Raw genomic sequence first — 26,411 nt, 5'->3', positions numbered from 1 at the left:
GATGACCAGAGCGTAGCTCCCGATGATACCCGCATGCCTCTCCGACGACTGGACCCTTTGCCCGGAGCGAGAGGACATCTCCGCTGAGTTCACGCGGCTCCTCACCGCGGCCCAGGAGGGCGGCGCCACGATCGCCGAATGCCTGATGATCGCGCGGCAGCTGAAGCGGGGCGAAGACCAGTCCTGGCATCGCGAGTGGAAGAATCTGGCGCAGGCCAATCGGCTTCGTGCCGAGGCCGCGTTCGCGGAAGGTCACAGGGCGACCGCGCAGCGCAACTGGCTCCGCGCCATGAATTACTACAGCGCGGCCGCGATGCCGCTCGATCAAGCGGACGAGCGCCGCTGGGTCGCGGTCCTCGCGATGCAGGATTGCGCCCGCCGCTTCCTCGCCGCGCGCGATCCGGCCGGCGAAGTCATGACGATACCCTGGCTCGACGGCCATTCGTTGCAGGGCTATTTCCTGCCCGCGCCGTCGGGACGCGTGCGAGCTCCGACCGTGATCTGCATCGGCGAGCCCGGCCACCGCAAGGAGGAGTTTCTGTTCAAGCTCGCGCCGCATGCGCGCGAGCGCGGCTTCTCGCTGCTGGCGCTGGACCTGTTCGGCGACCAGCGCGACGATCATCTCGACGCGCTGTTGCGGCGCCGGGATCTCGAGAGCGCGATTCCATGCGTGATGGACTATCTGGAGACGTGCAGCGAGCTCGATTTCGCACGTGTCGCGATCGTCGCCGATGGCTGGGGTTCTTCCTTCGTGGCGCGCGCGGTGCTGCAGGAGCCGCGGCTTGCCGCCGCCGTCTGCGATGGCGGCCTGTGGGACCTGCACGAGCGGGCCTTCTTTGCCAGCCGATTCGCGATGAGCGACGTCAGCATCGTTCCGGTGCCACACGCTCCGCTGATGGCCTCCAGCGCCGACTGTCCGGTGCTGATCACGCTCGGCGAGGACGGCTGGCTCAAGGCCGATCGAGCGCGTCAGATCGTCCAGACGTCCCGGCTCGGCAGTTCGGATGTCATGTTGAAGGTATTCACCGCGGCCGAAACCGGCGCGGCGCAGGCCCATGCGGACAATCCGAGCCTTGCCAATGAATACATCTTCGACTGGCTCGAATCCCGGCTCGGCGCCGCGGGGCGCATTTAAGGAGGTCGCCTCAGAAGTCGAGGGTCAGGCGGACGCAGGCCTTTTCGAGACGGGTCTTCAGCATCGCGAGCTTGGTGGTGAATTCCGTCAGCTCTTTCTCGTCGAACTCCTGGAAGACGAATTCCTTGATCGTCTTGTACTGCTCGTTGAGGCTCGCCAGGTGCTTCTGCGTCTTCTCGGTCAGGGACAGCCGGACCACCCTTGCGTCGGTCGGCGACGGGCGACGGCGCAACAGGGCCTTCTTCTCGAGCAGCTTGGACTGTGTGGTGACGAACGACGGATCGACGTGGAGGAGTTTCGAGACGACGTTGACCGGAATGCCGTCGTCCTTGTCGAGGTCGGAGATCGCCATCAGGATCAGCCATTGCGGGCCGCTGATGCCGAGCGTTCTCGCCCAGAACTGACGCAGCTCCTCCAGATACATGTTGATCGACGATATCTCCCAGGTGAAGCGCCTGATGATATCCAGATTGCCGATGGAGCGGAGGCGCGCCCCTTCTTTCCTCGTCGCTGACACAGCGTCACTCCCGTGATCTGATTTGTATGCGGCCGGTGTCGTGCAAGCCATAGTCCACGCAAGCCTGCTCTGACGCAAGTGCAGAGCAGGGTAATTTTGTCAGTAAAACTACAAAGATGATCAGCTCACGGAATCGCTCAGCAATGGTGTTGCGAACGGGGCACAGGTTTAGCGAAACCACAAAGCTTACCAAATAAGGTATTTTGATTAGTGAACGGCGCAGGCATATTGCTTGTGACGGTGGGGGGTACTCGATCGTCCCGTTGCAGGTGGTTTGCTCACGTCCCTCGCATCGAAGAGGGTGTGTCCGAAGCGCAAAGCGGCCGAGCGGATTTGAAAGACGGGGATCTGGGGGGCCTCACGGTCCGGTCTTCGTAACATGAGCAACTTGGAGGTTTTAATAATGAAAGTGGTGAAGAGCCTTTTGCTCGGCACGGCGGCGGGTCTGATCGCCGTCGGTGGAGCTCAGGCGGCTGATCTTCCGGTCAAGGCCAAGGCGGTCGAGTACGTGAAGGTCTGCTCGCTCTACGGTGCGGGTTTCTATTACATCCCGGGCAGCGACACCTGCATCAAGCTGGGCGGCTATCTGCGTGCCGAAGTGGCGCTCAATGCCGGCGGCAATTACAGCGCGCAGTACAACAACGTTTTCGCGGCCAACAACCGCCTGACGAACTATTATTCGATGCGCGCTCGTGAAGATCTCAACATCGACACGCGCACCGCGACCGAGTACGGCGTTGTCCGCACCTATTTCGATGCGGTCTTCACCTGGACGACCGGCAATTATGTCGGTGCCGGCTCAGGAACGGGTGCCACCCAGTACAGCAGCACGCTCGGCCTCAATGCCGCGGGCACTGGCCTGATCGGGTCCAGCGGCGGCGCCATCAACGGCACCGACGGCGGCATTTCGGGCGGCGCGCTCGGCGTCTACTACGCATTCATCCAGTTCGCTGGCTTCACCATGGGTAAGGCCGTGTCGCAGTTCGACGCGCCCTGGATCAATTATCCCGGCAACAACTTCGACCAGCTCGTGGGCGGCAGCGGCACCACCAACGGTGTTGCCCAGTTCACCTACACCGCCGATCTCGGCCAGGGCGTAACGGCGATCGTCTCGGCCCAGGACCAGACGCAGGTGTTCCAGACCGCGCTCTGGAATACGGCCGGCATGTCCACCACCGGCGTCCTCGGCGGGGCCTATGGCTCCAACGATCTCGGCGGCACCCGCTCTCCCGACCTCGTCGGCACGCTCCGCGTCGACCAGGCCTGGGGCCTGTTCCAGGCCTCGGTCGCCGCGCACGACAACCACGTCGGCTATTACGGCGCCAGCGAAGCCACCGGTCACCCTGAAGACAAGTGGGGCTGGGCCGTCCAGCTGGCTCTGGGGATCAAGAATATCCCGACCGGTGCCGGCGACGTGATCAACATCTCGGGCGTCTACACCGAAGGTGCGAGCCGCTACAACTTCCAGGAGCTGGCAGCGACCAGCTACTCGATGTTCGGCGGTTCGGGCGGCGCGTATCAGAGCATCGGCTTCGCCGGCGTGTCTGACGCGGTGTTCGCACCCGGCAGCGGCCTTGAGCTGACCAAGACCTACGGCTTCCGTGGTGCCTACACCCACAACTGGAGCCCGTACTGGAATTCGGCGCTCTATGGTGCGTGGGCTGCCGTCAACTACAGCGGCACGGCCAAGGGCATGATCTGCGGCAGCGCCGCGTTCGCGACCCTGACCGGCACCTGCAACCCGGACTTCAACATCGGCCAGATCGGTGTCATCACCCGCTGGACCCCGGTCAAGAACCTGACCTTCTCGGCTGACTTCACCTACAGCCACCTTGACCAGAAGTACTCGGGCGTGATCACGACGCCGGCGCTCACGAGCGTTGCCAAGCCTGCCGCGACCTATGAGCTGAAGGACCAGGACACCTACAGCCTGCTCGTTCGCGCCCAGCGCAACTGGTAAGCCTTGATCTTCGGACTTGGTCTTCGGACTGGGTCTTCGGATGTGACGCAGCCCCGGCGGGATACCGCCGGGGCTTTTTACGAGCGGGGCCTTTTGCGAGATGGGCTTTCGGAAAATCCGGCGGCCCGTGCGGGCGACGAAGACGAGCCATGCGATTCAGTCGGCCCAAATTTATTTACTTACCTGAGTTACTAAGCTATATAGTTCTCAGCCGATGACGAAAGTTGCGGCTCTGACTTGATGCTAAACCTCCAGAAACCTCCGGCAATGCCCTGCCGGAGGTTTTTCGTTTTGGTCCATGGCTCCAGGACTTGGCTCTAAGACTTGGCTCTAGCCGCGCATGACGCGCGCGCGGGAATTCGGCCGGTAGGCGAGGCGGCTGTGGCCGGCGCAATAGGACTGGCCGTCGGGTGCGGAGTTGCCGCAGAAGCAGAAATCGTCGGCGCCGGGCGTCGAGATCGGCCAGCGGCAGCGGTTCTCGGCAAGCTCCAGCAGCGAGCAGCGATTGGCGTCGTCGATCGGACCGGCGACCATCGGCACACCGGTTTCCCCATAGATCGTGGCGAGCATCTCGTATTGCAGCCGCGGGACGGTCCGCGGCGCGCGCGCCGGTGCCAGGCCCCTGTCGTGAACCTTGCGATCGTCGACGGTCCGGCCGCGCGTCAGATTGAGGCGGGACAGCTTCCCGATCACGGCATTGCGGCTGACGCCGATGTCGGCGGCGATCTCGCGGCAGGAGAGGCCAGCCTCGAAATGCTGCTTCAAAAGTTCAATTCGTTCGTCCGTCCAGGTCGGTGAGAGAACAGGCATTGGTGCGGTCCCAGGTTGCAGATGTCGGCCATCCGCCTCTCGAGATCCCTCCGCCTCACGTTCGGCGCGCGCTCACGTTCTGCCATTGTCGCGAATCGACAAAAGCCCGTCCTTGATGGCGAGACGGATGCCTTCCTCGATCAAGGTACGTGCGACGCCGGGAACGCTGGTGCCGTGGGTGCCCTGTCTCACCAGCTTCTCCAGATAGGTGATGGTCGAGAGCGCCAAGGTTACGGGAATGCGGTCAGTCTCGGCTTTTTCGGTGGCCATGCCTAAACGCTAGCCTCATACACGGGTACATAAAAGTTACGATTAAGACTCTATTTAGGTTTGGCAGCGGAAGTCAAATGCAGGCTGCGACGCTCGGTCAGCTCGTTGGAATCGCGAGGGAAATCAGGCATGGCAGGACACGCCGCGCGAGAAGGCAGGCGGCGGCGTGGCCTCGAGAGGTCAGGAGAGGGCGGGTCGGCTCAGCCGTGCACGATCGCCTTTTCGATCATGCAATGGATGCCCTTGGAGCCGTTGACGGTCTGGGTCACCCGCAGATCGGCCGCCAGGCTGCACAGCGTATAGGCGTCCTCGCGGGACAAATTGCGCCTCTCGCCCAGCAGCACGATCATGTCGCGCAACGCCCGCACCACGCACTGGTCGAGGTCGGGGTCCATCGCCATGGTCATGTAATGCGTCTCCGTCTCGCCGCGGGGATAGTCGAGCCTGAGGTCCTTGCGCAGCGTCAGACGGAAGCGGCCCTGGAGTGCGGTCTCGATCGCGGTGACGCAGACCTCGCCGTCGCCCTGCACGCCGTGGCCGTCACCGCACGAGAACAGCGCGCCCGGGACGAACACGGGCAGGTACAGCGTCGCACCAGCGCCAAGCTCCTTGTTGTCGAGATTGCCGCCCATGGCGCGAGGAACGAGCGAGGAGATGCGGCCCCAGGCCGGAGGCGGCGAAACGCCCATCACGCCGAAGAACGGCTTGAGCGGCAGGTCGAGCCCCCACGGCATGCGGGCGACCATCCGCGACCGGTCGAGCGGGATGTTCAGGATGCGCGTCTCGTGGAAATCGTCGGGCAGGGTGCCGGACAGCGGCTTGATCATGTTCCAGCCCCAATCCTGCCGGAGCTGGACGTCGAGGATCTCGACCGCGAGCACGTCGCCGGGCTCGGCCCCCTCGACCGCGATCGGGCCGGTGAGGATGTGGCCAGGCAGCATGCGCTCGTTTTCGGCGTGAACCTTGTGCATCTCGGGCGGAATGTGAAACTTGCCACGGTCGGGTAGCATGTCCGGACCGCCGCTGATGGTGTCGACCGTGACCTCGTCGCCGCTCGCCATGGTGAGGACCGGCTTGAGCGTGGCTTCGAAGAAGCCCCAATGACAGGTCTCGGGGCTGGAATGCAGGTGGTGATGCGTCATGTGGTATCCGTCCATTTCACAGGCCCGGGCTTGACCAGGCAATCGATCCTCTTCCAAGAAGCTTTCTGAAGATCGACGGGCGGGTCAAGCCCGCGCGCACCAGGCACGATCATTCCAGCGAGGCTCCCCCTGCTTTTTGTCCTGTCCAAGACCCTCGGCGCCGCGGTGCTGCCGATCAACTTCATGATCGAGCTTGGGATCGTCTCGGTCGTGCTAATGGCGACGCGCTTTGCCGCATTCGGCCGCAAGCTCGCCGCGGCCACCCTGATCCTGCTGGCGCTCGCCGCGTTTTCGCCGCTCGGCAACCTTTTGCTCTATCCGCTGGAGTCGCGTTTCCCGCCGTGGGATCCGTCGCGCGGCGCGCCCGACGGCATCATCGTGCTCGGCGGCTCGGTCGACACCGATCTTTCGGCGGCGCACCGCACGCCGGTCGTCGCGCACGCGGCCGATCGCCTGTTTGCGCCGGCCGAGCTCGCGCGCCGCTATCCGAACACGCGCGTTATTTTCACCGGGGGCACCGCGAACCTGGTTTCGACGGACGCCCGGGAGGCCGACTACTCCGCGCCGATCCTGGAGAATCTGGGCATCGCGAAGCAGCGCCTGATCCTGGAGCGGGACTCTCGCAACACCTACGAGAATGCCATCTTCACCAAACAATTGGTGGCGCCCAAGCCGGGCGAGCGCTGGCTCCTGGTCACGTCGGCCTTTCACATGCCGCGTTCGATGGGGATCTTTCGCGAGGCGGGATTTGACGTCGAAGCCTATCCCGTGGACTGGCGAATGGGCGGGCGTGACGATCTCCTCTCTTTCACCAATGTCGGCACGGACGGGCTCGGCCGAACCGAGGTCGCCGTGCGCGAATGGATCGGGCTCGTCGCCTACCGCCTGATGGGCCGGACTGGCGAGTTGCTCCCGGGACCGGCGAAGGACTAGAACCGTTCAAGAAGCAATAACAGCGCCGGTGTGCGAACGCCCGGCCGGGAGGACGCCATGCAACAGCAGAGTGCAGACAGCATCGATCTTGCCGGCCTCGTCGCCGATCTCAACAGCCTGCTGCGGCTGAAGACCACGGTGATCGGCATGAAGCTGTTCGCGCGCACCGCGGACATGGAGGCAATCCCGAAAATCCGGCGGCCGAACGCGGTCCACACCACCGACCAGATCGTCAGCATGGCGGCGCGTCTGGGCTGGACCGTCGGCATCACCGCCGACGATCTCGTCGGCGCACAGTGCCGCGCGGTGATCGGCCTTGCACCGCAGGACGAGAAATGGCTCGCCGGCGAAAACTATGTCGGGGTCTGGCATGGCACCGCGGAGGACGCACGCAAGCGTCAAGAGGCGCTGGATGTGGTTCCGTTCGGGCAATATCAGGCGCTCGCAGTCAGCCCGCTGTCGAGCGGCCGGCTCGATCCGCCGGACATCTGTCTCGTCTATGCGACGCCGGGGCAGATGATCATCCTGATCAACGGGCTGCAATATACCGGCTACAAGAAGTTCGAATGGGGCGTGGTCGGCGAGACCGCTTGTGCCGATTCCTGGGGCAGGGCGCTCAAGAGCGGTGAGCCCAGCCTGTCCTTGCCATGCTATGCCGAACGGCGCTATGGCGGCGTACCGGACGAGGAGATGCTGATGGCCCTGAAGCCGGAACATCTCGCCAAGGCGGTTGTGGGCATGAAGGCGCTGGCGAAGAACGGCCTGCGTTATCCGATCCCGCCCTATGGTATTCAAAGCGATGTCCGTGCCGGCATGGGCGTGAGCTACGCGAAGAAGTAAAGTAAAGGCCGACCATGAGCTCTGCGAAATTCGACATCGTCGTCTATGGCGCGACCGGTTTTACCGGCCAGCTCGTCGCCGAATACCTGACCCAGCGTTACAAGAGCGACCATTCGCTCAAATGGGCGATGGCAGGCCGCAGCCTCGGCAAGCTGAAATCGGTGCGCGATGCGATCGGCGCGCCCGGGAATACGGAGCTTATTGTCGCAGATGCGTCGGACCCGGCCTCGCTGAAGGCGATGGCGGAACGGACGATGTCGGTGATCACCACCGTCGGCCCGTATCAGCTCTATGGTGAGGAACTGCTCGCCGCCTGCGTCGCCACGGGCACGGATTATTTCGATCTCTGCGGCGAGCCGATCTGGATGCGCCAGATGATCGACAAGTACGAGGCGGCTGCGAAAGAGAGCGGCGCGCGGATCGTATTTTCGTGCGGCTACGATTCCGTGCCGTTCGAGCTCGGTACGTTCTTCGTCCAGGAAGAGGCCAAACGTGTCTTCGGCGCGCCGGCCCCGCGGGTGAAAGGGCGTGTGCGCGACATGCGGGGCACGCTCTCGGGCGGCACCGCCGCGAGCGCGAAGGCGACCTTCGATGCGGTGGCCAAGGATCTCAGCCTTGTCGCCATTCTCAACGATCATTTTGCGCTGACGCCCGGCTTCACCGGCCCGAAGCAGCCGAAAGGCAACAGGGCCGCCTTCGAGGAGGACCTGCAATCCTGGGCGGCGCCGTTCATGATGGCGCTGATCAACACGCGCAACGTTCACCGCTCCAACATGCTGATGGGATTCCCCTACGGCCAAGACTTCGTCTATGACGAGATGGTCCTGACCGGTCCCGGCGAGAAGGGCGAAGCCAACGCCAAGCTCGTGATGGCTGCCAATGCGGGCAAGACCGGCCCCGACGCACCGAAGCCGGGCGAGGGGCCGTCGAAGGAAGAGCGCGAAAACGGTCTGTTCGATCTGCTCTATCTCGCGATCGCACCTGATGGCCGCATGGTCCGCGCCGGCGTCACCGGCGACCGCGATCCCGGCTACGGCTCGACCTCGAAGATGATCTCCGAATGCGCGATCTGCATGCTGCGCGACACGACCGACGTCGCAGCCGGCTTCTGGACCCCGGGCGCGGCGATGCAGCACAAGCTGATCAAGCGGCTGCAGGAGCATGCGGGGCTGACGTTCGAGGTCGAAGCCCGGGCCTAGCTTACCATGTCTATCGCGATTGCGGAGAGATGATGGGCACGGCGCTTTGCGCCTTTGCCATCCTACGGCCCTTCGCGGGCATAACAGCGTTCGCCACTACACCGCCCGCGCGTCGTACGCGTACATGAAATCCATGCCTTTCGCGCCCAGTGGCAGCAGCCATTTCATCATCTGATTGCGGATCCACGCGCCGGTGGCGCTGAACTCGCGCTTGCTGTTGCCGTTGCGGCGGGCCATGGCGACAATTTTTTCCGTGCGCGGGCGCCGTTCGGCCTCGAAGGCCTGGAAGGTGGCGCCGAGCTCCTGGCCTTGCTGCATCAACCGGGCGAGGCGCATCGCATCCTCCAGCGCGAGCGAGGCGCCCTGGCCGGCATGGGGGCTGGTCGCATGGGCGGCATCGCCGATCAGCAGCGAGCGCTTGCGCGACCAGGTCGGCAGGGTGGCGACGTCGAGCGTGTCGGTGACCACGATGTTCTCGGCTGCCTCGATGATGCCAGGGATCGGATCGTGCCAGCCGCGGTGGAAGCCGCGCAGGTGCTGCTTCAGCGTTGCACGGTCGAGCGCGCGGAACATCGCCGCGTCCATGCCGTGCGCCGGCTGCGTGCTCCACCACATCACGCCGTCGTTCGGATCGGGACTGCAATAGCCGTAGCCGAAGAAGCCGCTTTGCCCGAACGTGGTCTCGACGTGCCGGCCGATCGGCCGGCCGTCGAGGACGGCGTGCGGCACGAAGCCGCCGAAGCCGATCAGTCCGGTGTCGAACGGTTGCGGCCCGTCCGGCACCACCTGGCGCCGCGTCACCGAGTGCACGCCGTCGGCGCCAATCAGGAAATCGCCTTCGGCCGTGGTGCCGTCGGCGAAGTAGGCGATGATCGGCTGGTCGCCGCGATCCTCGATCTTGATCAGGCGCTTCTCGAAAAAGAGTGAAACGCACGCGCACCAGGCCTTGTCGATCAGCATCTCGTTCAGCGTGGCGCGGCAGACATTGACCGCGGGCTGGCCGAAACGCCGCGCCATGTCGCGATTGATCGAGCCGAGCCTCTTCCCGCCTTGCGAATAGAAGTCGAACGATTCCGCGACCGAGCCGCGGCTGATCAGCTCGTTCGAAAGGCCGATCTCGTCCATGACCTGCATGCCGTTCGGTGCGATCTGAAGGCCGCCGCCGATGCCTTTCGAATAGGGCCAGGCCTCGTAGATCGCGGACTCGATGCCGGCGCGGCGCAGCAGGATCGCCGTCACGGGGCCGGCGATGCCGGCGCCGATGATGAGGGCCTTTCGGGGACGATAGGACATGGCTTGCTCCCGACGTTTCGGTGGTGCTATGAGAATTACGGTTGCTAAATCTCTTAGTTACTAAGATATCTACCCACTAAGATACGAGGTCTGCCTTGTCAAGGACGAAGGCGCGCGCCGCGCTGCTGCAGGAGCTCGAGGAGGCGATGCGCAGGTCGTCCGCGCAGGGCGTGCTTTATGGCCAGACCGTTGCGAACGTTGCCGGAATTGCCAATTCCGACCTCGAATGCATGGACATCCTGTATCTCGAAGGCCGTGTCACCGCCGGCCGGCTCGCCGAAGTCACGGGGCTCACGACCGGCGCCATCACGGGCGTGGTCGATCGGCTCGAAAAGGCGGGCCTGGTGCGTCGTGAGCGCGACGATGCCGATCGTCGCAAGGTCTTCATTGCCGTCGTGCCGGAGGCGATAGAACGGCTAGGCCAGTTCTACGTGCCGATGCAGCAGGCGATGGAAAAGGTTTTTGGCGGCTATTCCGACCAGGAATTGCGCCTGCTGCTGCGCTTCGCCAATGAGGGCTACAAGGGCGTGCTCGCGGCGACCGCGGCGCTGAAGGGCCTGCTCGACACGCCGCCGGAGAAACGCCCCGATCTCAAGCTGAAGAAGCTTCGTCGCCAGCCCTAGCCTTGTAGATCTGCGCAGCCGCGATCATGCCCCACATCGCGCCCAGCATCATCCAGAAGTGGCGCCAGTGGTCGGTGTCGATTACGAAGCTTTCGCCGACGGTGCCGACGAAGGCGGAGAACACCGCCAGATAAGCGCGCTGCCAGGGCACCGGCACGAAGATGTGCCTGACACCCATGATGACGGTCGTGAAGACCAGCGCGGGATAGCAGATGCCTGACAGCCAGCCGCCGGACATGAAGGCGTTGAGATAGGAGTTGTGGGTGTCCTCGGGGAAGAAGCGGTGGAATTGCAGAGGGCCGATGCCGAACGGCAGGTCGAGCGCCATCTCCGCTCCCAGAATGTGCCGGCCGAACCGGCCGAACCTGCCTTCGTCATAGCTCTGGTCGAAGCTCGCGCGCTGCTTGAACATCTCGGCGGTGGAATCGAACGACATCAACACCGCGATCAGCGCAAGGCCCAGCACTGCGGCCAGGATCGCCATGACGATGATACGCGAGCGTTGCGCGTTGGTGCGGCTGGTCAGCACCATCAGCGCCAGCATGAAGGCGGATGTCAGCACCAGCCCACCCCAGGCGGCGCGGGAGAACGCGAGCAGGATCGCCAGCGACATGATGCCGAAGGCGATGACGTTGCGAAACGCCTTGCCGAACTTGTCGGAGACGACGCTCTGCAGGGAGAACAGTGCCGGCAGGATCAGGAAGGCGCCGAGCACGTTCGGGTCCTTGAAGGTGCCGCGCGCGCGTCCGTACAGTGTGAGGAGGTCGTCGCCGCCGGGAACCAGGTGGAAGTAGCCGGCGACCGCCAACAGCGAGGCGACCATCGCGCCGACCACGAGCCCGCGGCGGAGCATGTCGAGCCGGGCCGCGGTGTCCTCCGACGTGACCATGGCGAAGAACACGACGGTCACCGCCATGTACCAGGAGGTCGCAATCCAGCTGACCACCTCCGACTGTTCGAACAGCGGGATTGCGCTGATCGTGTAGCCGATATTGAGCAGGACCAGCATCAGCACCAGTGGCATCAAAGCGAGCCGCAGACGCAGGCCGGTGGCGAAGAAGGTGACGGTGGCCAGCAGCGTCACGATCTCGTAGGGGCTCGGCTCGATGAAGACGATCGCGCCGGAGGCGCCGACCAGCCATATCAGCGCGCGCTGAAGGGCCAGCACGCCGGGCGCAGCGCGAACCGCTGCATTCATCTCCCCGGCTGTTGCCGCATACGCCATCACACGCTCATACGTTTACGCAACTCATACGCCGACAAACACCGCTAGGTGCCCGCCTTCGCGGGGGCACGACGGAAGACCACAACTCAATACGCATTCTCGTTCTTGGTCAGCAGCGAGACCGGCGTCTTCAGTAGAATCACGAGATCGAACAGCACCGACCAGTTCTCGATGTAATAGAGGTCAAACTCGACGCGTTTCTGGATCTTCTCTTCGTTGTCGATCTCGCCGCGCCAGCCGTTGATCTGGGCCCAGCCGGTGATGCCGGGCTTGACCCGGTGGCGGGCGAAATAGCCGTCGACGGCTTCGTCGAACAGGCGGCTCTGCAGCTTGCCCTGCACCGCATGCGGACGCGGGCCGACCAAAGAGAGATCGCCGGAGAAGACCACATTGAAGAGCTGCGGCAGCTCGTCGAGGCTGGTCTTGCGGATGAAGCGGCCGACCCGGGTGACGCGCGAGTCGTTCTTGGTCACGACCTTCGAGGCCGTCGGATCCGCCTGATGATGGTACATCGAGCGGAACTTGTAGACGTCGATGCGCTCGTTGTTGAAGCCGAAGCGCTTTTGGCGGAATAGCACGGGGCCGGGGCTGTCGAGCTTCACTGCCATCGCCACCAATCCCATCACCGGCAAGGCCACTAGCAGCGCGAGGGTGCCGACGACGCGGTCGAACAGCCATTTCATCACCAGATCCCAGTCGGTGATCGGCGCCTCGAACACGTCCAGCGTCGGCACCTCGCCGATATAGGAATAAGAGCGCGGACGGAAGCGCAGCTTGTTGGTGTGCGCGGAGAGGCGGATGTCCACCGGCAGCACCCAAAGCTTCTTCAGCATCTCCAGGATGCGCGTCTCGGCGGAGATCGGCAGAGCAAACAGCACGAGATCGACGCGGGTGCGGCGGGCGAACTCGACGATGTCGTCGACCTTGCCGAGCTTGCGCGCGCCGGCACAGGTTTCGAGCGCGCGGCTGTCGTTGCGGTCGTCGAACACGCCGAGCACGTGGATGTCGGAATCCTCCTGCGCTTTCAGCGCCTCGACCAATTGTTCGCCGTTGCGGTCGGAGCCGACGATGATGGTGCGGCGGTCGAGCCGGCCCTCGCGCCCCCAGGCGCGCACCAGCGAGCGCAGCACCAGACGCTCGCAGAGGAGCGCGGCGAGCCCGAGGACGTAAAAGGCGGCAAGCCACAACCGCGATATTTCGCTGCCGAACTTGGCGAAGAAGGAGATGCCGATGAACAGCAGGAAGACGAACGACCAGGACGAGATCATCCGCGTCATCTGCCGGAGCTGACCGCGGAACAGCTGCACCTGATAGATGTCGGCGGCCTGGAAGCAGACCACGGCGGAAACCGCGACGGCGATGACCTGCGCGGGATAGATCCAGCTGAAGGAGCCGGCGTGCGGCATGACATAGCCGAGATAGAGGACGATGCCGACGAGGCTCAGCAGCGCGAAATCGACGAGGCGTACGAAGCCGGTGATCACGATCGGTGAATAGGCGCGGGCGACTTTCTGGTTGACGACGTCGAGCGCGGCGGGCGAGAGCCGTTGACGCCGCTCCACAAAGGGCCGGTCAGCCGGCTTCGCCGCGGCGCTGGTCGCGGCATCGAGCATCGAGCGTGCGTTGAGCGGTTCCACGGGCGTCCACGTCCATTCCAAAAACCCGCGGGGCCACGTCCTTGCGCCCCGGGCGAGCATCCCCTGGCGCTTGGATTATCGGACAAATCGGAAGATTCTCTAAAGCGGTCTTAAGGATGGTTAATGATTGGCAAATGCGTTGCGATAGCCCGCGAGCACGCCGTCGACCATCGCCTGCTGGGAGAAATGCGCGGAGATGCGCTCGCGAAGAGACGAGGCGCGCTGCGCTGTTCCCTGCGGATTGTCGAGCGCGGCCGCAATCGCTTCCGCCATGGCCTCCGCGTTGCTCGGCGCAAACAGCGCCGGGTTCTCCGCGCCGAAAATCTCGGGGATGCCGCCGATCTTGGACGCGATCATCGGAATGCCGGCGGCGCCGGCCTCGATCACGACATAGGGCATGGAATCGCCACGCGACGGGACGACCAGCAGCCGCCCCTTGGAGAAGCCGTAGCGTGCCTTGACGTGACCGATGAAGCGGACGGCACCGGAGAGGCCAAGCCTCTCGACTTGCGCTTTCAGCGCCGCGGTCTCCTCGCCGTCGCCGCCGAGCGTCAGTGTGACCTTCTTGCCGCCCTCGTGCAGGCGCGCCACCGCGTCGACCAGCAGATCGGCGCCCTTGATGTGCCTGAACTCACCGACATAAGCGAGGTCGGTGGCGTCGTCGGCCATGACGACAGGTTCGAATTCCTCCGGCGTCACGCCGTTGAAGACGCAATGCACCACGCCCTTCGGCTTGCCGACGATGCGCTGATAGGTGTCGCGGGCAAACGCGCTTTCGAACAGGAACAGGTCGGTCGCGTCCATCAGCGCACGCTCGAGCCGCGCGTAAAATTCGCCTTTGAGGGTGTTGAGGGGATAATGCAACGAGCCGCCATGCGGGGTGTAGATGCGGATGGTGTCGTCGGATCGCCGCCGCATGCGGATGAAAGCGCCGGCCTTGGCGCCGTGGCCGTGCATCACGTCGGGCTTGAGCGTGGCGATCAGGCGCCGCAAGCGGAACCAGACCAGGACATCGTCGGGCGAGGGTTCGCGGCGGATCGCCATCCGGTGCACGCCAAGCTTCAGCCGCGGTGCTAGCTCGGCAAGGGCCTTGTCGGCGCGCTCACCGCCAGTGAGGCTGTCGGCGAGGATGCCGACATGATGGCCACGATCGACCTGACCGTTGGCGACGTCGAGGATGTGGCGGAAGATGCCGCCGACCGGAGCGCGCACGGCGTGCAGGATGCGAAGCGGCTGGTCGGGAGAGGGGGGCATGATCAAAACCAGCGCTCGACGGCGAATGCTCGAACAATCTCACGAAATATCGAGACGGATTAAGAGCCCTCGTGGTTAACAAACGGTGACGGACGTGCACGCGCGAGCTGCCGCACGCCACGATTAACCCAGCGGCAACCTTAATGGAGTGTAATCGCCCCGGTTGAGGTAGGTTCGTGGCGTTGCGCCTGCGGGAGTGTTCGATGCGTTTAGCGTTCTGGCGTGCCGGCAAGGACAAGGCGGTGGTCGAGCGGGCTGTCTCGAAGGTCGCAGCCAAGCGGGCCGAACTCGAGCCCAGCATTGAAGCGAAGCCTGCGTCCGTTGCTCCTCGGCCGGCGCCAGTCGAATCCGGCGACATCGACCTGCACGCGCTCGGTGCGGCATTGGCGCGCAAGCGCGGCTGGATCATCGTGCCGACGGTGCTGGCGCTGGTCGCATCAGTCGCGATCGTCAATCTCATCACGCCGCGCTACAAGTCCGAATCCCGCATCCTGATCGACGGCCGCGAGAATGTGTTTCTGCGCCCCAACAGTGATCGCGCCGAGGAACGGCAGGCGCTCGACGCCGAAGCCGTCACCAGCCAGGTGCAGCTCGTGCTGTCGCGTGATCTCGCGCGCGAGATCATCAAGAAGAACAAGCTTGCGGAGCGGCCCGAGTTCGATCCGGTGCTGCAAGGCATCTCGCCACTGAAGTCGCTTGCGGCGCTGATCGGCATCGGCCGCGATCCGTTCTCGATGACCCCCGAAGAGCGCGTGCTGGACGCCTATTACGAGCGCCTCCAGGCCTACGCCGTCGACAAGTCGCGCGTCATCGTGATCGAATTCCAGTCTGCCGATCCAGATCTCGCCGTGCGCGTCGCCAATTCGATCGCCGACGGCTATCTCGTGCTCCAGCAGGATGCGCGTCAGGACCAGGCCCGAAACGCCAGCCAGTGGTATGCCGGCAGGATCGACGAGCTGCGACGGAATGTCTCTGAGGCCGAAGCGAAGGCCGAGGATTTCCGCTCCAAGTCGAGCCTGTTCGTCGGCACCAACAACACGACGCTGTCGAACCAGCAGATGGGCGAGGTCAACACCCAGCTCAACAATGCGCGCGCACTCAAGGCCGACGCCGAGTCCAAGGCGCGCCTGATCCGCGAGATGATCCAGAGCGGCAAGCCGATCGAATCGTCCGAAGTGCTGAACTCGGAATCGATGCGCACGCCCTCCCAGCAGCGCGTGGCGTTGCGGGCGCAGCTAGCCGAGCAATCGTCGACCTTGCTTGGCAACCATCCGCGCATCAAGGAATTGAAGGCGCAGCTCGCCGACCTCGACACCCAGATCCGCGACGAGGCCGCCAAGCTCGCCCGCACGCTCGAAAACGATGCGCGCGCCGCCAGCGGCCGCGTTCAGGAATTGTCCGCAAGCCTCGAGCAGCTCAAGAAGCAGGCGACGGCCACCAACGGCCAGGACGTGCAGCTCCGCGCCCTCGAGCGTGAGGCCAAGGCGCAGCGCGACCTGCTCGAAACCTATCTCGCGAAGTACCGTGAAGCCAACACCCGCGAGACCATCGACACCGCGCCGACGGATGGCCGCATCATCTCGCGCGCCGTCGTCTCGAACACGCCGGCCTATCCGAAGAAGCTGCCGATCGTGCTGATCGCGACGATCGCGACACTGCTGCTCTCGTCCGGCGTCGTCGTCACCGGAGAATTGTTGCGCCAGACCGCGCCCCGGGCGGTAGCGGTGTTCGCGCCAGCGCTCGCGCGGGCGTCGGCTCGCCAGGAACAGATCGTCCAACCGGTGGTGGTCGAGCCCTTCGTCGATCCAGTCATGGCAGAACCCGCGCCGCTTCAGCCGGAGATGACGGCTGACGCCGATGTCACCGAATTCGCGGAGATCGAACAGCTGGCCGACAGCCTGCGCGCCGCCGGGGCCATGGCCAAGAAAGTCACGGTGCTCGGCACTGCGACCGGCGACGCCATCACGCTGTCGGCGCTGACATTGGCCCGGCACCTGGCGCGCGACGCGCGGGTCGTCGTGGTCGATCTCGCCGCGTCCTCGCCGACCATGGCCGCCGTGTCCGTCGATGCCTCGGCCCCCGGCCTTGCCGAGCTCATGCAGGGCGAGGCATCGTTCGCGCAGATCATCACCCGGGACAAGGTCTCGCGGCTGCATCTGGTCATGGCCGGCCGCCCCGGCTTCGATCGCAGCCTGTTGCAGTCGCCGCGCGTGACGCTCGCGATCGACGCGCTGCTGCGCGCCTACGACCACGTGCTGCTCGATGCCGGCAGTGCCTCCGACCTTCCGGCCGAGCTCCTGACGGCGAATGCCCGCGCCGTCGTGGTACCCGAGGCGTCGATGACGCCGGATGCGCGCGCGCTGATGTGCGAGCAGCTCGGCGCCGTCGGCTTCAGCGAAGTGACGATGCTGAGCAGGTCCGTGCAGCCGTCGGATGCGAGGGATGCGCCACGGGTCGTGGCGGCGTAGGCGTTTCTTACCCTCTCCCCCTGTGGGAGAGGGTGGCTCGCCGCGATAGCGGCGAGACGGGTGAGGGGTCTCTCTCCGCGCGTGCCTCTCGCATTTTGATTTGCTGATACAACCCCTCATCCGGCGCTTCGCGCCACCTTCTCCCACAAGTGGAGAAGGAGGGCAGTCGTGCAATGGCGAGAGCTACCCGAACGCCCGCCGCAGCCGCTGCGCCAGGTCGAACAACATCTGGTTCTGTTTCACCAGCCGCTTGCCGTGGCTCAGCGAGGACATCGCCATGGCCGCGAGCTTTCCGCGTGACGTCAGCGGAACAAAACTGTCGAAGATGTCCTGGTCGTCCTTGCAGAACATCCGCTTGTACTCGTCCGAGCCGATGCCGAGGTCGAGCGAGCGGTAGCCGCGCTCGGCGCAGCGGTCGATGATGTAACGCATCAGGATCAGCCCGGGGCTGTAGCGGGCGTGCTCGGAAATCGTGTAGGTGTTGAACATCATCGAGAAGCGCTGGCCGTCGGCGGCGCCGGCGAAGATCGCGATCACCTCGTCGTCGCATTCGAGCGCATGGATGTCGATGGCGCGGCCGTCACCGCGTGGCGCAAGGCAGGCGCTGCGGACGAATGGCTCGACGCCGGGCTCGGCGAAGACGTTGGGAAGCTTCTGTTCGGCCATCCGCGCCGGCTTGACACGGAAGAACCAGTCGAGCAGGCGGGTGATGTCCGCATCGGTGGTCGCCAAATGATAGCGATAGCCGGCGAGCGCCTGGAGCTTCTTCTCCTTGCTCTTGAGGCGGCGGCGGAAGGAGTTGCTGATCCGCGATGCCGGCGGACCGCCCGGTTCCATCGTGAGCAGCGGGCAGCCGTTGATCGCGCTCTGGCGCGGCAAATGCGCGAACGGGTTCTGCTGGTCGTTCCAGTGCAGCGGCTGCTGCGTCAGTGCGAGAACGTCGGCATGCTCGCCGAGCGGCGCAAGCAGCGCGTCGAGATCGCCGATGGTGACCAGCGCTGCAAATTCGGCGTTCCACAGGCCCATGTTGAAGGTCGTATGCTTGCCGCCCATGAAGCAGGCCGTGCGGACGCCGTGGTTTTGGCGCAGCGAGAGCGGCAGCAGCAGCAGTGGCTGATGCTCGGCGTCGCGGGCCACGACGATGAAAGGGCGGGCGCGTTCGTGCTCGCCAACCAGACGCTGCCAGGGACTGAGCAGATCAAATCGCTGATAGGGCGTGAAGAGGTGGCCGGGCTGCTCGAAGGCGCGCCAGGCGGCCTCGGCCGCGCCGAGATCGGTCACGATATCGACATGCGCGATGCGGCCCGCTTTCGACCGCGCTGGCAATTCTGCCGTCCGGCTTTGCATCGCCGCAGCCATGGTCATTCGCGAACCTGTCGAGAAATCAAAAATATGCGTAATTCGGCCTGTGGCCGACCTTTGCAAAGAAGTGTCAACAAAGAGTAATGACTATAAGAGGGGAAACGGCCGCCGACGGGCGCGAGGTGGGACATTGGCATCCGACGACAGATGGCTGGAACGGCTGCGCCTTGAGCTGACCTGGTTCACAGGGCAGGCTGCGCTGCGCAGTCGTGGTGCCGGCGCCATCCTGCGTTTTGCGCATGTGCGGCCGAGGCGGCGCGGCGGGTTTCAGCCGCTGCGCGAAAACGAGATCACGCCGCATTTCCTCGATCGCGCCATTCGCGCGCTAAAGCGGTGGAAGTATGATTTTCTCGGCATGGACGAGGTCTGCCGGCGCGCGGTGACGCTGTCGGAACAGCGGCGCTTCGTGGCACTCACCTTCGACGGCGCCGGCAAGGACCTGATCGACTTTGCCTATCCGGTGCTGGCGCGCCATGCCGTGCCCTTCACGATCTATGTGCCCACGGCGTTTCCCGACGGCGTCGGTGAGGCCTGGTGGCTCGGACTCGAACAGGTGATCGCGCGCGAGAGCCGTGTCAGCCTGATGATGGGCGAGAAGGAGCAGCGCTTTACTGTGACTGGCAACGCCGAGAAGCAGGCGCTGTTTTCGTTCGTCGAGGCCTGGCTGCGCTCGCTGCCGCCGGCGGATGTGTCGGCCGCGATCGCAGACCTCTGCGCGCGCTACCGGGTCGACCTTGCCGCGCTCTCACGCAAGGCATCGGTGAATTGGGAGGATCTGGCGAGGCTTGCGGCCGACCCGCTGGTGACGATCGGCAGTGCGACCGTGAACTATCCCGTTCTCGCCAACATGAAGGATGCCGCCGCGCTGCGCGAGATGACGATGGGCAAGGCGGTGGCGGAAGCGGCCTTCGCTCGCGACATCCGGCATCTCGCCTTTCCGTTCGGCGATCGCGCCTCGTTCCGGCGCAGCCATGTCATCATGGCGGAGGAGGCCGGCTTTGCCAGCGCGGTGACGACGATCCCGGGCGTCGTGGACGCGGAGGGACGCACCAATCTGCGCGCGTTGCCGCGCATTTCCTGGGATGGCCGGGTGCGCTCGCTGCGCATCATGCGGGTGCTGGTGTCGGGGGTTGCTTTTGCGCCGGTGAAGCCGACCGGCACAGCCGCGACGTAGAAGGCGCAACGAACTGGACGCGCTACGAACTCGACTTGGCCCGGTCGGGCCGCTGCATCCAGCTTACGATCGGCATGGCCGGCAGCACCCAGCCCATGCCGACCACCACGTAATAGATTGCCTGCCGCCAGCCGGATTCGGCAATCCAGGGCATCTGCGCCAGCGCCATGCCGAGCAGGGCCCAGACGGTGGCGAGCACCAGGAGCAGGATGGTGCCGAGGAACTTGCGGGTGCGGATCGTCATGACGGAATGTCGCGGCTTTCACGTAACTTGCGCTGCGGAAGCGGGGGACTATAAGGGGCACGCAGTCCGGTTCAAGCTCTGGTTTTGCCTCGAATGACGCCGATTTCCGCCCCCACCGAGCCGCATCGCGCCGTGCGCTGGTGGCTGATCTCAGTGGCTGCGCTGATCGCGCTGATGGTGCTGGTCGGCGGCGCGACGCGGCTGACGGAATCCGGACTCTCGATCGTCGAATGGAAGCCGGTCACGGGCAGCGTTCCGCCACTCTCGGAAGCGCAGTGGACGGCGGCCTTCGAGGCCTACAAGACGATCCCGCAATATCGCGAGCTCAACGCCGGCATGAGCCTGTCCGAGTTCAAGGAGATCTTCTGGTGGGAATGGAGCCACCGGCTGCTCGGCCGTTTCATCGGCGTCGCCTATCTGTTGCCGTTCCTGTTTTTCCTCTGGCGCGGCGGCCTGTCCGGCGAGTTGAAGCGGTGGTTGTGGCTGTTGTTCGGGCTCGGCGGGCTCCAGGGCGCGGTAGGGTGGTGGATGGTGGCCTCGGGGCTGTCTGAACGCGTCGAGGTGTCGCAATATCGGCTGGCAACGCATCTTGTGCTCGCGCTCGTGATCTTCGCCGGCATCGTCTGGACGGTGCGGCGGCTTGCCGAGCGTCCGCCGATCGCAGCACCCTCGCGGCTGCGCTTCACGAGCGCCTTGCTCCTGGTCGTGACCTTCATCCAGATCTATTTCGGTGCGCTGGTTGCGGGCTTGCGCGCCGGCCGCGCCTACAACACCTGGCCGCAGATCGACGGCGCGTTCATTCCGTCAGGGGAGCGGCTGTGGTTCGAGACGCCGTGGTGGCGCAATATGTTCGACAATGTGCTGACGGTGCAGTTCGAGCACCGCATGACGGCCTATGCGCTGTTCGCGCTGGCGGCGTTGCACGCGTTCGATGCGGTGCGTTCACGCGCGGGGTCTGCGGCGAGCGGCGCGCTTTTGCTGCTGGGCGCGGTCAGCCTGCAAGGCGTGCTCGGCATCCTCACGCTGCTCAACCAGGTGCCGATTGATCTCGCGCTCGCGCATCAGGCGGTCGCGATCCTGGTGCTGACGCTTGCGGTGATGCAGACCGAACGGCTCGCGACGCGTGGCGCAACCGACGCGCAGCCGCGCGCCGTTCCCGTCGGTCAGGCCAGCTGATCGGATCTGCTCTTCAGCAATAGCCGTAGATGCCGCACGAATAGGGCAGGCGCCAGAAATAATCGACCTGCTTCCCGCCGTAATACCCGCCCTGGTAATCGTAGTCCCAGGGGCGGCCGTAATAGCCCGGCAGCGTATGCGAGCCCGGCAGTAGTGGCGTACCCGGCAAATTGCGAATGTAGCTGCCGATGCCATAGGCCGGCGAGATCAGCGCATCCGGATCGGTTTCGACATAGACCTGCGGCGGCTCCTGTGGCGGAGCGGCCGCCCGCCGCCTCGGCGTGGCCGGCAAATCGGCCGCAACCGCAGCTGAGACCGTCAGCATCGCCGCAAGGGCAGGCACCATCCAGCGCAGCATCGTCGGCTCCGAATCAAAAGGGGTGATCCAGGGACGATGTATGCGGCAGATATGGTTAATGACTGTTAACTGGAGCCATATTCCGGGGCGCTCAGGCGCCCCGGAATGACCACGACAGCTACGCGCCCAGCGCCTGCTCCAGATCGGCGATCAAATCTTCCTTGTCCTCGATGCCGATCGAGAGCCGCACCACGTCCGGACCGGCGCCGGACTTGACCTTGGCGGCGTCGTCGAGCTGGCTGTGCGTGGTCGAGGCTGGATGGATGACGAGCGAGCGGGTGTCGCCGACATTGGCCAGATGCGAGAACAGCTGCAACTTCGACACCAGGCTGACGCCGGCATCGTAGCCGCCCTTCAGGCTGAAAGTGAACACGGCGCCGGCACCCTTCGGCGCGTATTTGCGCGCGAGCTGGTTGTACTTGTCGCTTGCAAGGCCCGCATAGTTCACCGCGGCCACCGCCGGATGGCCGGCGAGGAATTCGGCGACCGCTTTCGCATTGTCACAGTGCTTCTGCATGCGCAGCGGCAATGTCTCGATGCCGGTGAGGATCATGAAGGCGTTGAACGGCGAGAGCGCCGGTCCGAGGTCGCGCAGGCCGAGTACGCGGCAGGCGATCGCGAAGGCGAAATTGCCAAACGTCTCCTGCAGCCGGATGCCGTGATATTCGGGCCGCGGCTCCGACAGCATCGGATATTTGCCGCCGGTCGACCAGTCGAAGGTGCCGGCATCGACGATGATGCCGCCGATCGAATTGCCATGGCCGCCGAGAAATTTCGTCAGCGAGTGCACGACGATGTCGGCACCGTGGTCGATGGGACGGATCAGATAGGGCGAGGCCAGCGTGTTGTCGACGATCAGCGGTACGCCGGCCTTGCGCGCCACCGTCGAGATCGCCTCGATGTCGGTGATGCTGCCGGCGGGATTGGCGATGGACTCGATGAAGATCGCTTTCGTGCGCGGCGTGACCGCGCGTTCGAAGCTCGCGATGTCGTCGGGATCGGCCCACACCACGTTCCAGCCAAAGCTCTTGAACGCGTGCGTGAACTGGTTGATGGAGCCGCCATAGAGCTTTCGCGCGGCGATGAACTCGTCGCCGGGCTGGAGCAATTGCTGTAGCACCACGACCTGCGCGGCATGGCCCGAGGCCACCGCAAGCGCGGCCGTGCCGCCTTCGAGCGCCGCGACGCGCTCTTCCAGCACCGCATTGGTGGGATTGCCGATGCGGGTATAGATGTTGCCGAACGCCTGCAGGCCGAACAGCGAGGCGGCGTGGTCGGCGTCGTTGAAGACGAACGATGTCGTTTGATAGATCGGAGTCGCGCGCGCACCGGTGGTGGGATCGGGCTGTGCACCGGCATGCACGGCGAGGGTCGAAAATCCCGGAAGGCGATCGCTCATTGAGGGCGTCCTGTTCTCGTGGTCTGAAATCGCGCGGCATGCTGATTGGCGCCGCGGCTGCCGTCAAGGCGCGGCTTCACATCGGAACGATCGTGCTACGCATTGTCGCGTTCGCGAAATGAAACCTTCGCAATTGCGTCAGCTTTGCTCGCTCTTGTTCTTGGCGGCGCGGTCCGATGCCGCGGTGTCGCCGCCGCCGACACTCATCCGATTGAGGGATAAGCGCATGCCCTGCGTCGGCACCGGGGCGCGTTTGGAGCTCAGCGTGCGTGAATTGACGCCCATCCAGGAGATCTCCGACGACAGGCGGCCATATTCGATCTTGGGACAGCGGTTCATCACCACCTTGATACCGACCGATTCCGCCTTCAGCGCCGCCGCATCGTCCCGCGCCCCCAGCTGCATCCAGATCACCATCGGCAGCGGATCGAGGGTGAGGGCTTCCTCGACCACCGGCATGATGTGGCTGGAGTTGCGGAAAATGTCGATCATGTCGACGGGACGGCCGATGTCGGACAGCGAGGCGACGAAGGGTTTTCCGAGCAGCTCCTTGCCGACATGGCCGGGGTTGACCGGAATCATGTCGTAGCCGCGCTGGGCCAGATATTTGAACGCGAAATAGCTTGGCCGCACGTTGACAGGCGAAGCGCCGACCATCGCGATCGACTTCACGTTGTTGAGGATGCCCCGGATGTAATTGTCGGGATAGGCGTCGTGGTTCATTGGCTTATCTTTTCGGGCTCATCTTTTCGCTGTCATTGCGAGGAGCGAAGCGACGAAGCAATCCAGTCTGCCTCCGAGGAGGGATTTCTGGATTGCTTCGCTTCGCTCGCAATGACGAATTACTCGTCCCGCCATGTCGGCGTGCGCTTCTCGATGAAAGCGCCGATGCCTTCCTCGGCGTCTCGCGCCATCATGTTGTCGGTCATCACCTCTGCCGCATAGCGATAGGCGTCTGCAAGGCTCATCTCGGCCTGGCGATAGAACGCCTCCTTGCCGAGCTTGACGGTATAGGCGGATTTCAGCGCGACCTGTTCGGCGAGCGCAATGGCGGCAGCGCGCTCAGTGCCGGCCGCGACGACACGATTGACGAGTCCGATCTCGCGGGCGCGCGCGGCCGGGATCGGCTCGCCCGTCAGCAGCATCTCCATCGCCTGCTTGCGCGGCACGTTGCGCGACAGCGCCACCATCGGCGTCGAGCAGAACAGGCCGATGTCGACGCCGGGAGTGGCGAAGTGTGCTGCTTCCGAGGCGATCGCGAGATCGCAGCTTGCCACGAGCTGGCAGCCCGCGGCGGTCGCAATGCCCTGGACCGATGCGACCACAGGCTTGGGCAGGTGCACGATCGCCTGCATCATCGCGCTGCAGGCGGTCATCATCTCGGCGAAGAAGGCACGGCCACGGTCCGGGTCGGTGCGGCGCGCGGTCAGCTCCTTCATGTCGTGGCCGGCGGAGAAGGCGGGACCGTTGGCCGCGATCACGACCCCGCGGACGGACTTGTCGTCCCGGATCTCGTTGAGCTCGGCATGCAGGCTTGCGATCATCGCCGCCGACAGGCTGTTGCGGGCGGCCGGGCGGTTGAGGGTCAGGACCGCGATGAGGCCCACGGTCTCGCGCAGCAGGATCGGTGGTTGCGGGGAGGGGACGCGGGCGGCCTGGACGGACATCAAAGCGTTTCCGATTGGATTATTGCGATTGGATGACGCAGATAACTTAATGTAACAGGGGACGTGAAGCGAGGGTGAGGGGTAGCATGGCGTTAGCGAAAATGAGCGTGGCGGAGCTCGAGCAGTTCCTCCGCAACGAGTTTCCCCAGGCCTTCAGCGGCGACGACATCACGATCGAGAGCGCGGACGGTCAGGCCTGCCTTTTGCGTCAACGCTATAGCGAAAAGATGCTGCGGCCGGGCGGAACCGTGTCCGGCCCGACCCTGATGGCACTCGCCGATTTCGCGATGTACGTGGTGCTGTTGTCCGCAATCGGGCCGATCGGGCTCGCCGTCACCACCAATCTCAACATCAACTTCCTGCGCAAGGGGCAACCCGGGCAGGACGTGCTGGCGGAGGCGCGGCTGCTCAAGCTCGGGAAGCGCCTTGCAGTCGGCGAGGTGAAGTTGTTGTCCGGTACCTCGCCCGACCCGATTGCGCATGTCACCTCGACCTATTCCATTCCAAACGTTTGAGCTTTTTGCGGGTATGTTAATACCATATTTCTAAGCAATTGATATTGCACATGTAAATTACGCCTTTGGGCATTGACCGCGGCGCCCCCGTTCTCTAGAAACCCGCCCAGTCCGGTGCGGTGTTCGCGCCGATGCTCCCCGTCCACGGAAACTCTGACATGAAAACCTTTTCGGCAAAGCCGGCTGAGGTGACGAAGAAGTGGGTATTGATCGACGCCAAGGGTCTGGTCGTCGGCCGTCTCGCCACCATCGTCGCCATGCGCCTGCGCGGCAAGCACCTCCCGACCTACACCCCGCACGTTGATTGCGGCGACAACATCATCATCATCAACGCGCAGTATGCGGTTCTCACCGGCCGCAAGCGCGAGCAGAAGACCTATTACAAGCACACCGGTTATGTCGGCCACATCAAGGAGCGCACCGCGCGCCAGATCCTCGAGGGCAAGCATCCCGAGCGCGTGCTCGAGAAGGCCGTCGAGCGCATGATCCCGCGTGGCCCGCTCGGTCGCGTCCAGATGGGCAATCTCCGCGTCTATGGCGGCGCCGATCATCCGCACGAGGCCCAGACGCCCGAGAAGATCGACATCGCCAAGTTGAACCGCAAGAACACGAGGGCCGCATAACATGGCCGAATCCATCCAGTCGCTCGACCAGCTCTCGCAGCTCAAGACGGCGGCCGCGCCCGACGCGCCCAAGCACGAGAAGAAGGTCGACAAGTTCAACCGCGCCTATGCCACCGGCAAGCGAAAGGATGCGGTCGCCCGCGTCTGGATCAAGCCGGGCGCCGGCAAGGTCACGGTCAACGCGCGCGAGGTCGAGGTCTATTTCGCCCGTCCGGTGCTGCGTATGATGATTGAGCAGCCGTTCTCCGTGGCCGCGCGCTCGGGCCAGTATGACGTGATCTGCACCGTCGCCGGCGGCGGTCTGTCCGGCCAGGCCGGTGCCGTCCGTCACGGCATCTCCAAGGCGCTGACCTATTTCGAGCCGGAGCTGCGCACCGTGCTCAAGAAGGGCGGCTTCCTCACCCGCGACTCCCGCGTGGTCGAGCGCAAGAAGTACGGCAAGGCCAAGGCCCGCCGGTCCTTCCAGTTCTCGAAGCGTTAATCGCTTCGGTCGCATTCGCCGCGAAAGCGGCTTCAATGAGATGCAAAAGGGCGCTGATTTCAGCGCCCTTTTTGCTGTTCGTTTGTATGCAAATTGATGGCGTGTT

26 protein-coding genes are annotated in these 26,411 nt (G+C 64.4%); 12 read left to right on the top strand and 14 right to left on the bottom strand.

Translation table 11 applies throughout. The features are described from left to right. Positions 1–22 precede the first annotated feature (22 nt). Complete coding sequence (locus N551_RS0112395) at positions 23–1,135, top strand: S9 family peptidase (protein WP_027567248.1); 1,113 nt, start codon at positions 23–25, stop codon at positions 1,133–1,135. A gap of 10 nt (positions 1,136–1,145) precedes the next feature. Here the strand turns inward: N551_RS0112395 and N551_RS0112390 are convergent, their stop codons facing one another. Next, on the bottom strand, positions 1,146–1,652 hold the full coding sequence (locus N551_RS0112390; RefSeq protein WP_027567247.1) for a MarR family winged helix-turn-helix transcriptional regulator: 507 nt from the start codon (positions 1,650–1,652) through the stop codon (positions 1,146–1,148). Between the two features lie 403 nt (positions 1,653–2,055). Here N551_RS0112390 and N551_RS0112385 point away from each other — a divergent pair, with 403 nt between their 5' ends. Next, positions 2,056–3,612: a porin gene (locus N551_RS0112385; protein ID WP_027567246.1), complete on the top strand. Its 1,557-nt coding sequence runs from the start codon at positions 2,056–2,058 to the stop codon at positions 3,610–3,612. Between the two features lie 330 nt (positions 3,613–3,942). Here N551_RS0112385 and N551_RS0112380 read toward each other — a convergent pair whose 3' ends face one another. The 3 genes from N551_RS0112380 to N551_RS0112370 form a co-directional block, all read right to left on the bottom strand. Further along, positions 3,943–4,422 (bottom strand): GcrA family cell cycle regulator, encoded by a 480-nt coding sequence (locus N551_RS0112380; RefSeq protein WP_027567245.1) that lies wholly within the window; start codon positions 4,420–4,422, stop codon positions 3,943–3,945. Positions 4,423–4,494: 72 nt separating this feature from the next. After that, positions 4,495–4,692 (bottom strand): hypothetical protein, encoded by a 198-nt coding sequence (locus tag N551_RS0112375; RefSeq protein ID WP_007603456.1) that lies wholly within the window; start codon positions 4,690–4,692, stop codon positions 4,495–4,497. A 200-nt stretch (positions 4,693–4,892) separates the two neighbouring features. Continuing rightward, positions 4,893–5,834, bottom strand: a complete 942-nt coding sequence (locus N551_RS0112370) for an acetamidase/formamidase family protein (RefSeq protein WP_027567244.1) — start codon at positions 5,832–5,834, stop codon at positions 4,893–4,895. Between the two features lie 183 nt (positions 5,835–6,017). Between N551_RS0112370 and N551_RS0112365 the strand changes: the two genes are divergently transcribed. Genes N551_RS0112365 through N551_RS0112355 form a run of 3 tightly spaced genes read left to right on the top strand, consistent with a single transcriptional unit; the run spans position 6,018 to position 8,806 of the window. After that, entirely contained in the window at positions 6,018–6,767 is a 750-nt protein-coding gene (locus tag N551_RS0112365) for a YdcF family protein (RefSeq protein WP_197031131.1), read from the top strand. Between the two features lie 57 nt (positions 6,768–6,824). Continuing rightward, positions 6,825–7,607, top strand: a complete 783-nt coding sequence (locus N551_RS0112360; protein ID WP_027567242.1) for a DUF169 domain-containing protein — start codon at positions 6,825–6,827, stop codon at positions 7,605–7,607. Between the two features lie 14 nt (positions 7,608–7,621). Then, complete coding sequence (locus tag N551_RS0112355) at positions 7,622–8,806, top strand: trans-acting enoyl reductase family protein (protein ID WP_027567241.1); 1,185 nt, start codon at positions 7,622–7,624, stop codon at positions 8,804–8,806. A 96-nt stretch (positions 8,807–8,902) separates the two neighbouring features. Here the strand turns inward: N551_RS0112355 and N551_RS0112350 are convergent, their stop codons facing one another. Further along, positions 8,903–10,099 (bottom strand): FAD-dependent monooxygenase, encoded by a 1,197-nt coding sequence (locus N551_RS0112350; protein WP_027567240.1) that lies wholly within the window; start codon positions 10,097–10,099, stop codon positions 8,903–8,905. A gap of 146 nt (positions 10,100–10,245) precedes the next feature. Between N551_RS0112350 and N551_RS0112345 the strand changes: the two genes are divergently transcribed. Next, positions 10,246–10,722 carry a MarR family winged helix-turn-helix transcriptional regulator gene (locus tag N551_RS0112345; protein WP_051462695.1) on the top strand — a complete coding sequence of 159 codons (477 nt, stop codon included), beginning with the start codon at positions 10,246–10,248 and terminating at the stop codon, positions 10,720–10,722. Here the strand turns inward: N551_RS0112345 and N551_RS0112340 are convergent. The 3 genes from N551_RS0112340 to N551_RS0112330 form a co-directional block, all read right to left on the bottom strand. Further along, positions 10,691–11,947 (bottom strand): O-antigen ligase, encoded by a 1,257-nt coding sequence (locus N551_RS0112340; protein WP_027567238.1) that lies wholly within the window; start codon positions 11,945–11,947, stop codon positions 10,691–10,693. The two genes, N551_RS0112345 and N551_RS0112340, sit on opposite strands and share 32 nt — an antisense overlap. Positions 11,948–12,033: 86 nt before the next feature. After that, the gene (locus tag N551_RS0112335; protein WP_027567237.1) at positions 12,034–13,584 is read right to left on the bottom strand and encodes an undecaprenyl-phosphate glucose phosphotransferase; all 1,551 of its coding nucleotides are present in this window, start codon (positions 13,582–13,584) and stop codon (positions 12,034–12,036) included. 120 nt (positions 13,585–13,704) lie between these two features. After that, on the bottom strand, positions 13,705–14,838 hold the full coding sequence (locus tag N551_RS0112330) for a glycosyltransferase family 4 protein (protein ID WP_027567236.1): 1,134 nt from the start codon (positions 14,836–14,838) through the stop codon (positions 13,705–13,707). Between the two features lie 203 nt (positions 14,839–15,041). On the opposite strand from N551_RS0112330, the gene N551_RS0112325 reads away from it, so the two are divergent. Next, entirely contained in the window at positions 15,042–17,306 is a 2,265-nt protein-coding gene (locus N551_RS0112325) for an exopolysaccharide transport family protein (protein WP_027567235.1), read from the top strand. 183 nt (positions 17,307–17,489) lie between these two features. Here the strand turns inward: N551_RS0112325 and N551_RS0112320 are convergent, their stop codons facing one another. Further along, positions 17,490–18,671, bottom strand: coding sequence for a GNAT family N-acetyltransferase (locus N551_RS0112320; RefSeq protein WP_027567234.1), 1,182 nt, complete (start codon positions 18,669–18,671; stop codon positions 17,490–17,492). A gap of 127 nt (positions 18,672–18,798) precedes the next feature. On the opposite strand from N551_RS0112320, the gene N551_RS0112315 reads away from it, so the two are divergent. Then, positions 18,799–19,842 carry a polysaccharide deacetylase family protein gene (locus tag N551_RS0112315; RefSeq protein ID WP_027567233.1) on the top strand — a complete coding sequence of 348 codons (1,044 nt, stop codon included), beginning with the start codon at positions 18,799–18,801 and terminating at the stop codon, positions 19,840–19,842. 22 nt (positions 19,843–19,864) lie between these two features. On the opposite strand, the gene N551_RS0112310 is transcribed toward N551_RS0112315, so the two are convergent. After that, positions 19,865–20,086 carry a DUF2842 domain-containing protein gene (locus N551_RS0112310; RefSeq protein WP_007603477.1) on the bottom strand — a complete coding sequence of 74 codons (222 nt, stop codon included), beginning with the start codon at positions 20,084–20,086 and terminating at the stop codon, positions 19,865–19,867. 93 nt (positions 20,087–20,179) lie between these two features. Between N551_RS0112310 and N551_RS0112305 the strand changes: the two genes are divergently transcribed. After that, a complete protein-coding gene (locus N551_RS0112305; protein WP_027567232.1) occupies positions 20,180–21,262 on the top strand; it encodes a COX15/CtaA family protein in 1,083 nt (360 codons plus the stop codon). A gap of 13 nt (positions 21,263–21,275) precedes the next feature. Here N551_RS0112305 and N551_RS0112300 read toward each other — a convergent pair whose 3' ends face one another. The 4 genes from N551_RS0112300 to N551_RS0112280 form a co-directional block, all read right to left on the bottom strand. Next, positions 21,276–21,620 (bottom strand): hypothetical protein, encoded by a 345-nt coding sequence (locus N551_RS0112300; RefSeq protein WP_027567231.1) that lies wholly within the window; start codon positions 21,618–21,620, stop codon positions 21,276–21,278. Positions 21,621–21,738: 118 nt separating this feature from the next. Next, the gene (locus tag N551_RS0112295) at positions 21,739–23,019 is read right to left on the bottom strand and encodes an O-acetylhomoserine aminocarboxypropyltransferase (protein ID WP_027567230.1); all 1,281 of its coding nucleotides are present in this window, start codon (positions 23,017–23,019) and stop codon (positions 21,739–21,741) included. Between the two features lie 138 nt (positions 23,020–23,157). After that, complete coding sequence (locus N551_RS0112285) at positions 23,158–23,742, bottom strand: CoA-binding protein (protein WP_027567229.1); 585 nt, start codon at positions 23,740–23,742, stop codon at positions 23,158–23,160. A gap of 119 nt (positions 23,743–23,861) precedes the next feature. Further along, positions 23,862–24,686, bottom strand: a complete 825-nt coding sequence (locus N551_RS0112280; RefSeq protein WP_027567228.1) for an enoyl-CoA hydratase — start codon at positions 24,684–24,686, stop codon at positions 23,862–23,864. Between the two features lie 86 nt (positions 24,687–24,772). On the opposite strand from N551_RS0112280, the gene N551_RS0112275 reads away from it, so the two are divergent. The 3 genes from N551_RS0112275 (at position 24,773) to rpsI (ending at position 26,305) form a co-directional block, all read left to right on the top strand. Further along, positions 24,773–25,201: a PaaI family thioesterase gene (locus N551_RS0112275; RefSeq protein WP_007603483.1), complete on the top strand. Its 429-nt coding sequence runs from the start codon at positions 24,773–24,775 to the stop codon at positions 25,199–25,201. Between the two features lie 158 nt (positions 25,202–25,359). Continuing rightward, positions 25,360–25,824, top strand: a complete 465-nt coding sequence (rplM, locus tag N551_RS0112270) for a 50S ribosomal protein L13 (protein WP_007603484.1) — start codon at positions 25,360–25,362, stop codon at positions 25,822–25,824. A gap of 1 nt (position 25,825) precedes the next feature. Continuing rightward, the gene (rpsI, locus tag N551_RS0112265; protein WP_007603485.1) at positions 25,826–26,305 is read left to right on the top strand and encodes a 30S ribosomal protein S9; all 480 of its coding nucleotides are present in this window, start codon (positions 25,826–25,828) and stop codon (positions 26,303–26,305) included. Positions 26,306–26,411: the final 106 nt, after the last annotated feature.

Source organism: Bradyrhizobium sp. URHA0013 (assembly GCF_000518345.1).
Classification (GTDB): Bacteria; Pseudomonadota; Alphaproteobacteria; order Rhizobiales; family Xanthobacteraceae; genus Bradyrhizobium.
This window is presented reverse-complemented; position numbering and strand designations above follow the sequence as displayed.